Origin of the sequence: Streptomyces sp. CCM_MD2014 (assembly GCF_000772045.1) — a bacterium.
Classification (GTDB): Bacteria; Actinomycetota; Actinomycetes; order Streptomycetales; family Streptomycetaceae; genus Streptomyces; species Streptomyces salinarius.
Genome location: NZ_CP009754.1, coordinates 3,332,019 through 3,346,455, shown reverse-complemented (window position 1 = coordinate 3,346,455; position 14,437 = coordinate 3,332,019). Strand labels below are relative to the sequence as shown.

The window sequence follows — 14,437 nt, the reverse complement described above, 5'->3', positions numbered from 1 at the left end:
AGGCATGAGGTCGGGCATGAGAGAGACGGGGGTCGAAGGACTATGACACGCGGACTGGTGGAGATCACCGAGACCGACTGGCGGCGTGCGCTCGAGCACGTCGCGCTCCCGGGCCTCGCGGATCTCCTGCGCGGCAGGCAGGCCGGGCACTGCATGAGGGTCGGCGGCCTCGACGCCGAGCTCGCCGCCCGGCTCACCCGCGGTCTGCGCGAGGCCGTCCCGGACGCGCAGGTTCATGTACTCGCGGCGGGCCCCGCGGTCGGCGGTGACGACACGACAGTCAGCAGCACCAAACTGGTCGAACTCCGCAACCCCGACGAACGCGGACGCCTGCGACCCCCACTCCTGGTGTTCGTGCCGCCAGGGACCAGGGCCAGCGCGGAGGACTCCTTCTCGGTAGCGACCTTCGAGGAGGTCTCTCTCCACGAAGTGCACGCCCGACTCAGGCGGAATCTCCTCAAAGGGGTACCCGAACCGCTGCGCGCGGGCGTCGAACGGCTTCTCGCCGAGAGCTCTGCCGCATCGGACCGGGACGCGGCACGCTACCTGCTCACCCTGCGCGAGAACCAGCACGACCCGCAGGCCGCCGGAGCCGCGATCCACCTGCTGGGGCTCATCCCGGACTTCCACCTCTTCACCGACCCTTCCCTCCTCGTCACCAAGATTCAGCGCAACCGCCGCACCGTCGACCGGCTCACCGACGGTCCCGCCACCGACCGCCAGCGCGTCCTCGCCCTCGGACTGCCCCGCAACTCGGACGAGCACCAGCGCTTTCTGCGCCGTCTCGTCGCCTTCGCCGCTGCCACCGGCCTGTCCGACCCCCGGCACTGGTGCCGGGCGATCGCTGCGGACCCGGACAACTGGCCGCTCGCCTTCCATCACTGGCCGCAGGAGCACGATCCCGCCGACCAGACCGTGCGCATCGAGGTTGACGACCTGACCGCGCTGCCCAAGGCCGGGGAGAACGCGGAGGACCAACGCAACCATCCCGCCCTCGACCGGCTCTTCGGCCAGCCGTACCTGCTGCCCGGAGGACTCCCCTCACTCCCGGTCACCTTCTCCGTGGACCGCGACCAGCGGGGCGTGACAGGCCTGAAGCGCTTCAAGGTCGAGATCCTCGCCGAGACCGGCGAGGAGTCGGGAGACGAGGACAGCGGAGACCCGGCCGCCCCGCTGGCCAGCCCGACCGGGCTGGTGGTAACCGTCCCGGTCGGCGTCCGTTTCAAGCCCCAGTACAAGGCGAGCATCAAGCTCCGCAAGGGGCGCCGTGCGCCGGACTGGGAAGAGGGATGGCACTTCGTCCGCGTCACCCCACTGGACGGGAACGACGACCCGATGCACGCGGCGGGCAGCGGGCAGACGACAGGCCGCCGCCCCTACGAGAGCGACCGCTTCTACGTCGTCCCCGACGGAGAGTTCGACGAGCCGCCCACCCCGCGCGGTCACCACGCACCCGGCCTCGCCCAGGCGATCAACCGGCTGCGCTTCTCCGCACTGGCCGAGGGCCGCGACCCGGCACGTGTGCAGTGCCGCGAGACCGGCTGGGGGCCCCGAGGCACCAGCGTGAAGTACCGATCCGTGCGCGCCTCGTTCGGGCCCGCCGGCCTGGTCACCATCGACCTGCCGCGGCTCCTGGCGGAGGCCGAGCAGCACATCCTGCGCAGCCCCCGCAGCCTTCACGGTCCGGCAATCGAGGTGGACCCGGCCGGAGCCGCCCGGCTCACCCCGGCGCAGGATGTGGTGCCACACGCCGAGGAACCGGAACCCGGAGCGGTGGGCGCGGACGCTGTCCTCGACTACCTACGCGCACGAGCGGAGCTCTTCGGCCGCCTCGCAGTGCCCGAGGCCGGGGACGCCACGTCGGATGTCCTGGTCGTGGAGGCGGCGGACCCGCGTGTACTGCGGGGCGCCGTCGAAGCGTACGGGGAGGCGTACCTAACCGCCGTCACCGCCTGCCTGCGGGCCCTGGACCGTCCCGGGGTGCCGCACGCGGACCAGTGGCGGGCCCGCCTGTACGGACTGCTGCGCACCGACACCCTGACCGTCCGCCTCCGCGACACGGACGGCAGCGGACGCACCGTCGTCCTGGTCGCCCCCACACATCCGCTGCGCATGCTGTGGTGGAGCGGGCAGGCAGCCCTCGCCGACCACTGGCTCGAACAGCTCCAGCACGCTGCGGCGGGAGTGGTCAAGGCCCGGCTGGACAGTCTGGAACGCAGGCTGGCGCCCCTGGGCTATCCGCTGGCCGTACCGCTGGATTCCGGAGAACTCGCTTTCGCCAGCAGCCCGCTGACGGACTACTGGCAGGTGTGCCTGCCCAGTGAGGCGCACGACCCCCGTGAAGTCCTGGCCCGGGTCGCGGACGCACTCGGCGCCGACGTTGCGGCCGCGTCGGGCGGGGTGACCGGTACGGAACTCGCCGACCGGGTGGAGAAGTACGTCCGCCTGCATCCCTACGCGGACAGCCTTGTGCTGAATGCACTCGGCGCGGGGCAGGGCGAACTGCTCGCCGACATGCTGGTCGCCCTTCAGGAACGCCGCCACCTGTCCCACCTCCACTACACCGTGCGGCTCTTCGCCACCGCACCGGACGACCCGTGGACAGGTGCGGCGCTGACCGACCTGATGGTCCCGGCGAGCGGCCCGCGTTCGGCCGCTGCGGAGGCGTTCGCCACTCCCGGGGACCCCCTGCGGCCCAAGCTCTCCGTCGTGATCCGCGACGCCCGGGAACTATCGGGAGCCGCGGAGGACTTCTCCGCTCACCTCACCTTCCTGTTCAACCCCTTTGGCGGAGAGAGCCACGACATTGCACCAGGCCGTGACGGCACCGGCCGGGTCGCGGTGCACGGTCTGGTCCAGGAGATGAGCGGCGACTACCAGGAGGACGACGACAGCGTCGAGTGGACCCGCAGGCCCCGGCACGGCGTCACCGACCCTGTGGCCGGCGCGGAAACGACTGGTGATCTGCTCGCGGCCCTGCCCCGGACTCTCTCTGCAGCCCTGGTCGCGGTCGGCGTGGGCGAACACCGGCCGGGCATGCTGCCGCAGATAACGGTCCGCCTCACACCGGAGGACCGGGCGCTCCTGCACGACGTGCACGGTATGAGCGACTGGGTCGTCACCGTGGATCGCACGCTCGGAGCGGAGTACTTCGACCACGGGCGGCGCGGGCGTACCGAGTACGTCATCGACCACACCGACACGTCCCACGGGCTCGGTCACCAGATCGTGGTTTCCTCCCGGTCGCTGGACGAGATGCGAGCCCTGCTCACTCCGGTGCTCGCCGACCGGTCGCTCGACATCCCCGAACGGCACATCCGTACCTTCTTCGACCAGCTGCGGGAACTGTCGGGCAGCCTGGTGTTCAAGCTGGCGGCGCTCGGCGAGAGCCAGCGCACCGAGGTCCTCGGCTTAGCCCTCGCGCGCCGGTATCTCGGTGCCCGGGGCGCGCTGCGCGATCAGATCCTCGTCCCCCTCGACGCGCATCCGGAGCTCTACGAGGAGGAACGCGGACGGCTTGCGGCAGGAGACACCGAAGTACGGCTCCAGCGCACTGACCTGGCTCTCTTCGATCTCGACGCCGAGCGGCGGACCGTCGTCTGCCGTCTCCTGGAGATCAAGTGCCACACGGGTGGAGGTCTCGGCGCCTACCAGGGCAGACGCCAGCAGATCATCCGACAGACGCGGAACACCGAGCGAATCATCGCCGACCGTTTCGACCCGGGCCGGGGACGCACCGACGGTGCGCTGCAGAACATGGCCCTGCGCATGCTGCTGGAGAAGTACCTTTCCCGGGCGGACCGGTACGGGCTCTTCGGCGAGCGCGCGCTGGCCGAGGCTCGCTGGTTGCTGGATCGCCTCGATCACGGCTACCGCCTTTCCTTCACCCGTACCGGCCTGGTTTTCGACCTTTCCAAAGACGGGTTCGACACCGACGACGAGGAGGGGGTGGCGTTCCACCGGATCGGCCGCGATCAGGCCGTGCGGTTGTTTGACGACATCGAGACGGAATACCGGACCACCCCGGAGGGCCCGGAAGGGAGTGCCGGGGCACCGGAGCCGGTCCTGCCGGGGCTGGAGGACCTCAGCGCCGACGACGGGCACGCGGTGCCGCTCACCGCCACCGTCCAACTGCGTCCGCGTGCACGCGCCCGAGTGATTCCGGAGGAGCTCGCCCCCTTGACCGGCGATCCGGAAGAGGCCGAGTCGGATCCCGTCGGGGCTCCGGACCGACCGTCCCCCACCGAGCCCCGCACGACCGTGACGAGCCGGCCCGGAGCGAACGACACCCCCGACCCAGTGGAACACGAGCCCGCAGGCGTGCCGGCAAGCGCCGCCGAAGAGCCCGGCCGGGGAAACGGGGAGCCCGACCTCGCCGAAGGGCCCGCCGGCCCGGCGGAGGCCCTAGGGGCAGGGGATCATCCTGGGGTGGGCGATCCCAAGACCGGCGGCCCCGAGACCGGGAACCCGGACATTCACCTCGGTGTCTCGGGAGCGTCTGCGCAGTTCGGTCTCCTGGGGACGAGCGCGGGCCGTACCGTCGCCCTGGACCTCAACGAGACCCACGCCATCAGCCTGTTCGGCGTTCAGGGGGGCGGCAAGAGCTACACCCTGGGCTCGGTGCTGGAAATGGCGAGCCTGCCGGTGCCCGGTGTCAATCGGCTGGCGAGCCCGTTGGGAAGCATCGTCTTCCACTACAGCGAGGACTCGACGTACCAGCCCGAGTTCCTGAGCATGATCCATCCCAATGACGACGAGGGACAGCGAGACGCGCTGCACCGCCGGTTCGGGGCACTGCCTGCCGGTCTCTCCGATGTCGTACTGCTGGTTCCCGAGGAATACGTAGAGGAGCGTCAGGCCCGGTACCCCGGTGTCCTTGTACGCCCCCTGGCCTTCGCAGCAGCCGAGCTGAAGATCGCTCACTGGAAGTTCCTCATGGGTGCCGTCGGTAACCAGTCCGGGTACATCCGGCAGATTGGAAGGATCATCAAGGCGAACCGCGCCGCCCTCACGTTGGACGCGGTGCGCCGGGGGGTCGAGGACTCGACTCTCGACGAGCACCTGAAGAGGCGGGCCAGGGAACGGCTCGATCTTGCGGGCGACTTCATCAACGACACAGTGCGGATCAAGGATCTGGCGCGTCCGGGGCGTCTGATCATCGTGGACCTGCGGTCCGACGACATCGAGAAGAGCGACGCGCTCAGTCTCTTCGTCGTTCTGATGCATCTCTTCTCGGAAGCCACGCACGACGGGCGTTCCTTCAACAAACTGGTGGTCTTCGACGAGGCGCACAAATACGCGAACAGCGGTGAACTGGTGACAGGACTCGTCTCCAGCGTGCGCGAAATGCGGCACAAGGGGATGTCGGTACTGGTCGCCAGCCAGGACCCACCCTCTGTGCCCTCCGAGCTCATCGAGCTCTCCACACACATGGTGCTGCACAGGTTCACTTCTCCCGCATGGCTGAAGCATTTGCAGAAGGTCAACGCGGCGTTGTCGGGCCTCAACCCCGAGAAGCTGGCGGCGCTCAGGCCCGGGGAAGCGTACGTGTGGTCGGGGAAGGCAACGGACGAGGCGTTCACCAGGGGGGCAGTCAAGATCGACTGTCGGCCGAGGGTCTCCCGGCACGGAGGTGCGACCCGGACCGCACTGGGACGGTGATCGACGGCACCTTGTAGGGAAAGGCTGTGGCTCCTGCGGCAGGACGGGAGTCCGCAGCCCCGCAGGACGTGTTCGGAGAGTCCGGTGCCCGGCTGGGCCCCGTTCCACGCCGGGAAGCGGGACTCTGTGCTTCCGGATCGGGCCTGTTGTGCCGGTTGGCCTTGCTTGTCCTCGTGCGGATTCTCCGGGCTGCCAGGGCTGCCGTCTAATCTGTGGTGATCCACGTTTCGCGCAAGAGGTGCCAGGGGGCCGGGTGCACAACGACGACGGAATCAAAGGGACCGGTGGCAGTGCCGGCGGGCGTCCCGAGGAGCGTGCTTCGGCCCCCCACATGGTGATCGAGGGCCGCTACGAGCTGCTGGAGCCGATCGGCAGCGGTGGAATGGGCGAGGTTTGGAAGGCCCACGACCGGCGGCTGCGCCGGTTCGTCGCCGTGAAGGGGCTTCTCGACCGCAGGGCCATGACCCCGGACACGCAGAAGGACGCGATGCAGCGGGCCCGCCGGGAGGCGGAGGCCCTCGCCAAGATCGAGCACCAGAACGTGGTGACGGTCCACGACCAGATCGAGACCGCCGACCAGGTCTGGATCGTCATGAAGCTGCTCGAAGGGCGGTCGCTGGCCGACCTGTTGAAACGTGACGGAGTCCTCGGCGTGCCCAGAGCCGCGGAGATCGGCCTCCAGATGGCCCAGGGCCTTCGGGCCGTCCACGAGGCGTCGGTCCTGCACCGTGACGTCAAGCCGGGCAACGTCCTGGTACGGGACGGCGGCCAGGTGGTTCTGGTGGACTTCGGCATCGCCACCTTCGAGGGCGCGGACCGGGTCACCCGACACGGCGGCATCATCGGCACGCCGCCCTACCTGGCGCCCGAACTCTTCGCCGCCGCCTCCCCCGGCCCCACGCCCGCCTCCGACCTGTGGGCGCTGGGCGTCACCCTGTACGAGATGGTCGAGGGACGCCTGCCCTTCGGCGGCAACGAGGTCTGGGAGGTACAGGCGAACATCCAGCAGTCGCCCGACCCGCTCCTCCGGTACGCCGGTCCCCTCGGCCCGGTCATCCAGCGGTTGCTGATCACGGACCCCGACCGGCGCCTGGACGCGGCTGCGGCGGAGGAGATGCTCCGGGACGTCCTCGCGGACCCGGACACGCCGGCCCGCGCCCAGGCCGCCACCCCCGAACACCCGCCCATGGCCGGACCCACGCCGCCGCCCTCTGAGCCCGCGTCAGAGCCCCGGCCGGCGGTGACGACGCCGGCGCCCGAGGTCTCCTCCTCCGCGGTCTCCGCTGCTTCGCCCGCCGAAGGAGGCGATCCCGAAGCCGCCCTGTCCACAGGCGGTCCTTTCGGAGATGTTCCGGCCCAAGCCCCACCGGCGGCGTCGCGCCGCGGCTGGAAGGTGGCGGCGGCTGCCGCGTGCGTCGTGCTGCTGGCCGGGGGCGGCTGGCTCGTCTCGCGCGGCGGCGGATCCGGGGGCGAGCAGGACGACGCCTCCGCCGCGCAGGGTGCGGGTACCGGCAAGGGGGACGCGGAGCAGGCGTGGGAGCAGTGGCGGGCCGCCAAGAAGAGGCTGACGATCGGCGCCAAGGAGGACCAGCCCGGCCTGAGCCTCCACAACAAGAAGACCGACGAGTGGACCGGCTTCGACATCGACATCGCCTACGCCCTCGCCGCCGAACTGGGTTACGGCAAGAAGCAGGTCGACTTCTACGGCGTGACCACGGCCAACCGGGCGAGCAAGCTGAAGAACGGCGAAGTGGACCTGGTCATCGCCTCGTACAGCATGACGCCCGAGCGCGAGAAGAAGGACGGCATCACCTTCGTCGGCCCCTACTACAAGGCGGGCAGCAGCCTCCTCGTGCGCAAGAACTCCGCGAAATACGAACTCAACGAAGCCGCCGACGTGGAGAAGAACCAGGTCGAGGTATGCACGGCGCGGGATTCCACGTACGCGGGCAGGCTGCAGCAGGAGGGGTACACCACCGGGAAGTGGCAGCCCGACACCTACAAGGAGTGCGTGGAAAGGCTGCTGGACAAGCACTCGAGCGTGTACGCGGTCGCCTCGGACGACGTACTCCTCGCCGGGTACGCCCGGAACGATCCGAAGCATCTGAAACTGCTGCCCAGCGGCGCGGGCACGGAGCCCTACGGGGTGGCGATGCGGCAGGGCGATCCTCTCCTGAAGAGCAAGGTGTGCTCGGGGCTGAAGGAGATCCTGGCCGGAACGGAGTGGTCGAACATGTATATGAAGGATCTGGCTCCGCTGACGGGCCGGAAGACCGCGCCGAGGAAACCGGAACTGATGCCGTGCTCGGGTGAGTGAGTGACGCCGGCGGGCCGCGGCTCCTCCGGACGGGGAGGAACCGCGGCCCAGTCGGTGCCGGTCAGTACGACGAACCCGACGCGCCCAGCGCGCCCGTCGGGTGCCAGACCGTCTTCGTTTCCAGGAACGCCGTCATGCGCTCGGTGCCCGGGGTCGCCGACCAGTCGACCTCGTCCACAGGCTGTGGACGCAGGACGCGCTTCAGGTTGTCCGCCGCCGCGATCTCCAGCTCCTTCGCCAGCGCCTCGTCGGCGCCCGTGAGGTCGATCGCGTTCACGTCCTGGTGTGCGGCGAGCGGCGTCGCGATCTCCGCGGTACGGCCGGAGAGGACGTTGACCACGCCGCCGGGGAGGTCGGACGTGGCCAGCACCTCGCCGAGGGAGAGCGCGGGGAGGGGGGACTTCTCCGACGCCACCACGACCGTCGTGTTGCCGGTCGCGACGACCGGGGCGACGACGGACACCAGACCCAGGAAGGACGACTCCTGCGGGGCCAGGACGGCGACGACGCCGGTCGGCTCCGGGGAGGAGAGGTTGAAGAACGGGCCCGCGACCGGGTTGCCGCCGCCGACCACCTGGGCGATCTTGTCGGTCCAGCCCGCGTACCACACCCAGCGGTCGATCGCGGCGTCCACCTGGGTCGCCGCCTTCGACTTCGACAGGCCCTCCGCGTCGGCGACCTCCGCGACGTACTGGTCGCGGCGGCCCTCCAGCATCTCGGCGACGCGGTAGAGGATCTGACCGCGGTTGTACGCCGTCGCGCCGGACCAGCCGCCGAAGGCCTTGCGCGCGGCGACCACCGCGTCACGGGCGTCCTTGCGGGAGGAGAGGGGGGCGTTCGCCAGCCACTTGCCCTTTGCGTCGGTCACCTCGTACACCCGGCCGCTCTCGGAACGCGGGAACTTCCCGCCGACGTACAGCTTGTAGGTCTTGAAGACACTGAGTCGCTCAGACATCGAGGTACGCCTCCAGGCCGTGGCGGCCGCCCTCGCGGCCGAAGCCCGACTCCTTGTAGCCGCCGAACGGCGACGTCGGGTCGAACTTGTTGAACGTGTTGGACCAGATCACACCCGCGCGGAGCTTGTTCGCGACCGCCAGGATGCGCGAACCCTTCTCCGTCCAGATGCCCGCCGACAGGCCGTACGGGGTGTTGTTGGCCTTGGCGACCGCCTCGTCCGGCGTGCGGAAGGTGAGGACGGACAGCACCGGGCCGAAGATCTCGTCGCGGGCGATCGTGTGCGCCTGGGTGACGTTCGTGAAGAGCGTCGGGGCGAACCAGTAGCCGGAGGAGGGGAGTTCACAGGCCGGGGACCAGCGCTCCGCACCCTCCGCCTCGCCCTGGTCCGCGAGCGCGGTGATCCGGGCCAGCTGCTCGGCGGAGTTGATCGCGCCGATGTCGGTGTTCTTGTCCAGCGGGTCGCCCAGGCGGAGGGTGGTGAGCCTGCGCTTGAGGGAGTCGAGCAGCTCGTCGTGGATCGACTCCTGGACCAGGAGGCGGCTGCCCGCGCAGCAGACCTGGCCCTGGTTGAAGAAGATGCCGTTGACGATGCCCTCGACGGCCTGGTCGATCGGGGCGTCGTCGAAGACGATGTTGGCGCCCTTGCCGCCCAGTTCCAGGGTGAGCTTCTTGCGGGTGCCCGCGACGGTGCGCGCGATCTGCTTGCCGACCGCCGTGGAGCCGGTGAAGGCGACCTTGTTCACGTCCGGGTGCGCGGTCAGGGCCGCACCGGCGCGGCCGTCGCCGGTGATGATGTTGACGACGCCCTTCGGGAGGCCGGCCTGGCGGCAGACGTCCGCGAAGAACAGGGCGGAGAGGGGGGTCGTCTCGGCGGGCTTCAGGACCACCGTGTTGCCGGTCGCCAGGGCCGGGGCGATCTTCCACGCCAGCATCAGGAGCGGGAAGTTCCACGGGATGACCTGGCCCGCGACACCCAGCGGGCGCGGGTTCGCGCCGTAGCCGGCGTGGTCGAGCTTGTCGGCCCAGCCCGCGTAGTAGAAGAAGTGCGCCGCCACCAGGGGCAGGTCGGCGTCGCGGGTCTCCTTGATGGGCTTGCCGTTGTCCAGGGTCTCCAGGACGGCGAGCTCGCGGCTGCGTTCCTGGATGATGCGGGCGATGCGGAAGAGGTACTTCGCGCGCTCCGCGCCGGGCAGTGCCGACCACTTCTCGAAGGCCTTGCGGGCGGCCTTCACGGCGCGGTCGACGTCCGCCTCGCCGGCCTCGGCGACCTCGGAGAGGACCTCCTCGGTGGCGGGGGAGACCGTCTTGAAGACCTTGCCGTCGGCCGCGTCGGCGAACTCGCCGTCGATGAACAGGCCGTACGACGGCGCGATGTCGACGATCGCGCGGGACTCGGGTGCCGGTGCGTACTCGAATGCGGATGCCATGGTGATCAGTCCACCGTCACGTAGTCGGGGCCGGAGTAACGGCCTGTGGCCAGCTTCTGGCGCTGCATCAGCAGGTCGTTGAGGAGGGAGGAGGCGCCGAAGCGGAACCAGTGGTTGTCCAGCCAGTCCTCGCCCGCGGTCTCGTTGACCAGGACCAGGAACTTGATCGCGTCCTTCGCGGTGCGGATGCCGCCGGCCGGCTTCACCCCGACCTGGACGCCGGTCTGCGCGCGGAAGTCGCGGACCGCCTCCAGCATGAGGAGCGTGTTGGCGGGCGTCGCGTTGACGGCGACCTTGCCGGTGGACGTCTTGATGAAGTCCGCCCCGGCCAGCATGCCGAGCCAGCTCGCGCGGCGGATGTTGTCGTACGTCGACAGCTCGCCGGTCTCGAAGATCACCTTGAGGCGGGCCGACGTGCCGCACGCCTCGCGCACGGCGGTGATCTCGTCGTACACCTTCATGTAGTGCCCGGCGAGGAAGGCGCCGCGGTCGATGACCATGTCGACCTCGTCCGCGCCCGCCGTGACGGCCTCGCGCACGTCGGCCAGCTTGACGGCCAGCGAGGCGCGGCCGGCCGGGAAGGCCGTGGCCACCGAGGCGACCTTCACGCCGGAGCCGGCGACGGCCTCCTTCGCGGTGGGCACCATGTCGGGATACACGCAGACGGCGGCGGTGGCGGGGGCCGTGCGGTCGGCCGGGTCGGGACGGACCGCCTTCGCGCCGAGCGCCCGGACCTTGCCCGGGGTGTCCGCGCCTTCCAGCGTCGTCAGGTCGACCATCGAGATGGCCAGGTCGAGGGCGTACGCCTTCGCGGTGGTCTTGATGGAACGGGTGCCGAGGGAGGCGGCGCGCGCCTCCAGGCCGACCGTGTCGACGCCGGGCAACCCGTGGAGGAAGCGGCGCAGCGTGCTGTCGGACGCGGTGACGTCGGCGAGTCCGTGTGCGGGGCCGTTCACGGGGCCCTGTGCGGCGGGTGCGGTGGTGGGCATGGTCACCAGGTGAGCATATCTACGCGCGTAGCGGTCTGTACAGCCCCGTAGACGGGTTCGGTGGTACGGCACCACATGTGAGCGTCCGCCGGGCTGTCGGGCACAATCGGCTGCATGACGACCCCGGAGCCCCAGTCGCCCTCGCCGCAGCCGTCGGCACCCGTGTCCAAGGACCGGGTCTACCGCTCGCCCGCAGGCATGGCCGGAGGCGTGCTGGTCCTCGCCCTCGCGCTGTGGCTCGGCATCGACGCCCTGGTCGTGGGCGAGGGGAACACCCGCTGGAAGGCACTGGCGGCGCTGCTCTTCCTCGTGCCGCTCGTCGCCGCCTACACCGTGCGGCCCGCCGTCTTCGCGAACGACGACCGGCTGCGGGTGCGCAACCCGTTCCGCGTGATCGTGCTCCCGTGGGGGGAGGTCGGATCCTTCCGGTCCGCCTACTCCAACGAGGTCTTCGCCGAGGGCGGCGACAAGTACCAGCTGTGGTCCATTCCCGTCTCGCTGCGGGGGCGCAAGAAGGCCGCGCGACGAGAGGACCGGCGGGCGGCCGGTGCTGCCGGTGGTGGTCGCGGGCGCGGCATGCTCGGCGGCATGGGTCAGCTGCAGTTCGGTGCGCGGACCGACGGATCGGGGGCCACCGCCGTGGAGGCGGACGGGCCGGTGCGGGCGCAGGGCGACAAGATCATGGACGAGCTGCGCGAGCTGTGGGAGGCCCGCAAGGACGCTGCGAGCTCCAAGGGTGAGGTCACGGTGCGGTGGGCCTACGAGATCGTCGTGCCGGTGGTGGTCGGGGCGGTCGCGCTGGCGGTGCTGCTCGGGATGGGGTGAGGGTCCTCCCGCGGGGTTGGGTGAGAGTCCTCCGGCGGGGGTGGGGCGAGTCCGACGGTTGGGCGTGAGTCCGACGGCTGGGTGCTAGTCCGACGGTTGGGCGTGAGCCCGACGGCTGGGTGTGAGTCCGACGGGTCTGGTGAGTGTGGTCCGGGGGCCCTGAGGGCAGCCCCTGAGGGCCCCCGGTTTCGTCAGATGCCGGCTGCCGTCGACAGGTCGCGCTTGAGTGCGGTCAGCAGGTCCGTCGCCTTCGCCCGGGCCGTCGGGAGGTCGGCGTGCGTGGCGACCGGGACGACCACCTCCAGGTAGCACTTCAGCTTGGGCTCCGTGCCGCTCGGGCGGACGATCACCCGGGCGCCGTCGAGCGTGTAGCGCAGGCCGTCCGTCGGCGGCAGCGTGTCCGTGCCGCGGGTGAGGTCCTCGGCCTCGGTGACGGGCAGGCCCGCGAGAGTCGTCGGGGGCTCTTCGCGCAGGCGGTGCATCGCGGCGGCGATCAGGGACAGGTCGTCCACGCGGACCGAGAGCTGGTCGGTGGCGTGCAGGCCGTGCTCCACGGCGATGTCGTCGAGGAGGTCCAGGAGGGTGCGGTTCCGGTTCTTGAGGGTCGAGGCCAGTTCCGTGATCAGTAGGGCCGCGGTGATGCCGTCCTTGTCGCGGACGCCCTCCGGGTCGACGCAGTAGCCGAGGGCCTCCTCGTAGCCGTAGCGGATGTTCTCCACGCGGGCGATCCACTTGAAGCCGGTCAGGGTCTCGGCGTGGGGGACGTTCGCCTTCGCGGCGATGCGGGCGAGGAGGGAGGACGACACGATCGACTCCGCGAACGTGCCGGTCGCTCCGCGGGTGACCAGGTGGGCGGCGAGGAGGGCGCCGACCTCGTCGCCCCGCAGCATGCGCCATCCTGCGGCGGTCGTGGGGTCGGGTACGGCCACCGCCAGGCGGTCCGCGTCGGGGTCGTTGGCGATGACCAGGTCGGGGGCGGGGCTCGTTGCGCGGGCCGTCGCGAAGGCGAGGTCCATCGCGCCGGGCTCTTCCGGGTTGGGGAAGGCGACGGTGGGGAAGTCCGGGTCGGGGTCGGCCTGCTCGGTGACGAGGGCGGGCCGCGGGAAGCCGGCTCGGTCGAAGGCGGCGAGGAGGGTGTCCCTGCCCACGCCGTGCATCGCGGTGTAGACCGTGCGTGCGGTGCGGGGGGAGCCGGGGGCCAGGACGGCGTCCGTGCGGGTGAGGTAGGCGTCGAGGACGTCGTCGGTGAGCGTCTGCCAGCCGGTGGTGGGGCGGGGGACGTCGTGGAGGGAGCGTACGGCGTCGATCTCCGCGGCGATCTCGGCGTCGGCCGGGGGCACGATCTGGGAGCCGTCGCCGAGGTACACCTTGTAGCCGTTGTCGCGGGGCGGGTTGTGGCTGGCGGTGACCTCCACGCCGGCGACGGCGCCGAGGTGGCGGATCGCGAAGGCGAGGACGGGGGTGGGCAGGGGGCGGGGGAGTACGGCCGCCCTGAGGCCGGCGCCGGTCATGACGGCTGCGGTGTCGCGGGCGAAGTCCGCCGATTTGTGGCGGGCGTCGTAGCCGACGACGACCAGGCCGTTGGGGTGGCCCTGCTTCTTCAGGTACGCGGCGAGGCCGGCGGCGGCGCGGATGACGACCGAGCGGTTCATGCGCATCGGGCCGGCGCCGAGTTCGCCGCGGAGGCCCGCGGTGCCGAACTGGAGGGTGCCGGAGAAGCGTGCGGTGAGCTCGGCGCGGTCCTCGGCGTCGATGAGGCCGGCGAGTTCCGCGCGGGTGTCCGCGTCGGGGTCCTCGGCCAGCCATGCCTTGGCTCGTGCGAGGAGGTCGTCGTCGTTCGCGTCTTGCACGTCGGTCAGCCTCTCGGGTGTGGGTGGTGGGTGGTGCGGGTGCCTCCGGCGGTGGCGCGGGATGCCTGCGGCGCCGGTGCGGGTTCGGTGGGGGTGCGCGTAGCGCCTTGGGGCGCGTTGTGGGTCGGGGTCGGGCCGGGGGGTGTCCGTCCTCGGAACGGCGCGGAATCGGTGGGCCACAGATCTGTGCGGCGTTGACGCGCCAACCGCTGCGGGCGGACACCCCCCGACCCGCCCCCTCCTCGCCGTACGCGGCTGCCGGCCGCCCCACGCCGCTGCCCCGTCCCCGCCGTACGCGGCTCTCCGCCGCCCCAGCTGCGGGCAGTCGTGCCGCTGGGGCGGCACGGGTGGGCGGTGGGGGTACCGCCCAGGCCGTTCGGGCACTGGGGGAGGCACCCCGTCGGCGCCGGG

At 70.9% G+C, this 14,437-nt stretch carries 7 protein-coding genes; 3 read left to right on the top strand and 4 right to left on the bottom strand.

The features are described 5' to 3' along the window. Positions 1 to 42 precede the first annotated feature (42 nt). Both mads8 and NI25_RS14435 read left to right on the top strand, forming a co-directional pair. Entirely contained in the window at positions 43 to 5,661 is a 5,619-nt protein-coding gene (gene mads8 / locus NI25_RS40180; RefSeq protein ID WP_061442852.1) for a methylation-associated defense system ATP-binding protein MAD8, read from the top strand. Between the two features lie 253 nt (positions 5,662 to 5,914). Next, on the top strand, positions 5,915 to 7,978 hold the full coding sequence (locus tag NI25_RS14435; RefSeq protein WP_061442851.1) for a bifunctional serine/threonine-protein kinase/glutamate ABC transporter substrate-binding protein: 2,064 nt from the start codon (positions 5,915 to 5,917) through the stop codon (positions 7,976 to 7,978). A gap of 61 nt (positions 7,979 to 8,039) precedes the next feature. On the opposite strand, the gene NI25_RS14430 is transcribed toward NI25_RS14435, so the two are convergent. Genes NI25_RS14430 through deoC form a run of 3 tightly spaced genes read right to left on the bottom strand, consistent with a single transcriptional unit; the run spans position 8,040 to position 11,351 of the window. Further along, the gene (locus NI25_RS14430; protein WP_061442850.1) at positions 8,040 to 8,933 is read right to left on the bottom strand and encodes an aldehyde dehydrogenase family protein; all 894 of its coding nucleotides are present in this window, start codon (positions 8,931 to 8,933) and stop codon (positions 8,040 to 8,042) included. Further along, positions 8,926 to 10,362, bottom strand: a complete 1,437-nt coding sequence (locus NI25_RS14425) for an aldehyde dehydrogenase family protein (protein WP_061442849.1) — start codon at positions 10,360 to 10,362, stop codon at positions 8,926 to 8,928. Before NI25_RS14425 ends, NI25_RS14430 begins: the two co-directional genes overlap by 8 nt. A gap of 5 nt (positions 10,363 to 10,367) precedes the next feature. Next, positions 10,368 to 11,351 (bottom strand): deoxyribose-phosphate aldolase, encoded by a 984-nt coding sequence (gene deoC, locus NI25_RS14420; RefSeq protein WP_061442848.1) that lies wholly within the window; start codon positions 11,349 to 11,351, stop codon positions 10,368 to 10,370. Positions 11,352 to 11,465: 114 nt separating this feature from the next. On the opposite strand from deoC, the gene NI25_RS14415 reads away from it, so the two are divergent. Further along, a complete protein-coding gene (locus tag NI25_RS14415) occupies positions 11,466 to 12,176 on the top strand; it encodes a PH domain-containing protein (RefSeq protein ID WP_107071734.1) in 711 nt (236 codons plus the stop codon). A 191-nt stretch (positions 12,177 to 12,367) separates the two neighbouring features. Here NI25_RS14415 and NI25_RS14410 read toward each other — a convergent pair whose 3' ends face one another. Then, positions 12,368 to 14,026: a phospho-sugar mutase gene (locus tag NI25_RS14410; RefSeq protein ID WP_107071733.1), complete on the bottom strand. Its 1,659-nt coding sequence runs from the start codon at positions 14,024 to 14,026 to the stop codon at positions 12,368 to 12,370. Positions 14,027 to 14,437 lie beyond the last annotated feature (411 nt).